The sequence below is a fragment of the Paenibacillus sp. AR247 genome (genome assembly GCF_002968895.1).
Taxonomy (GTDB): domain Bacteria; phylum Bacillota; class Bacilli; order Paenibacillales; family Paenibacillaceae; genus Paenibacillus_AQ; species Paenibacillus_AQ favisporus.
Genome location: NZ_PCZT01000066.1, coordinates 1 through 760, shown reverse-complemented (window position 1 = coordinate 760; position 760 = coordinate 1). Strand labels below are relative to the sequence as shown.

1 protein-coding gene is annotated in these 760 nt (G+C 45.1%); it reads left to right on the top strand.

What is annotated here, in order from left to right:
* Positions 1-91: 91 nt before the first annotated feature.
* Positions 92-760, top strand: a 669-nt coding sequence (locus tag CPT76_RS35855) for a spore germination protein (RefSeq protein ID WP_181153262.1), incomplete at its 3' end; no start/stop codon positions are given.

Genomic DNA, 760 nt, shown 5'->3' with positions numbered 1-760 from the left:
AATCTTCATTATTATGCAGTGAAAATACTTACACTTTTTGCATAAAAAAACCTACCCTGATGCACATTAAAAATGAATTGGAGGGATGACCATGGAATTGGAGGAGAAGGATCTTACAACTGATCTTGGGGTCAATGAGGCTATTCTGCGAGAACTCCTTCATAATTCATCTGACGTGGTGTTTCGGAGGCTTCCTTTGGATGGTCAAACGCTTTTGCTCATTTACGTGGAGGGATTATGTGATACTAATTTGGTGGAGCAAATCATTCTTAAACCCTTATTCAACCAAGGTCTTTTGGGTAGCGACACCCTTCTCAAGCAAGCAGTTAACCAGCTATTTCTTCCGGTGTTAAAGGTAACCACCGCTACGAAAGCAGGACAAGTGGTCAAGGGAATATTGACAGGACAAGTAGCCCTCCTTGCTGAAGGAGACTCCGAGGCACAGCTAGCAGATTTCCAGCACTACCAGGAGCGTAGTGTTGAAGAGCCCTCGACGGAGCCCGTTGTACGAGGACCCCGAGATGGCTTTACGGAGTCTCTTCGAGTAAACACAGGTTTGATTCGAAAGCGACTCTGCACCCCCCAATTGGTCAACAAATCGTTCCAAGTTGGAGAAAAAACCGATACAAAAGTTGAACTTCTCTACTTAGAAGGGGTAGCTAAAGCTTCTATCGTGGAAGAAGTAACTCGCCGCATCAGTGAGATTCGAATAGACGGGGTCCTGGAATCGGGATATATTGAGGAACTGATCGAAGACACT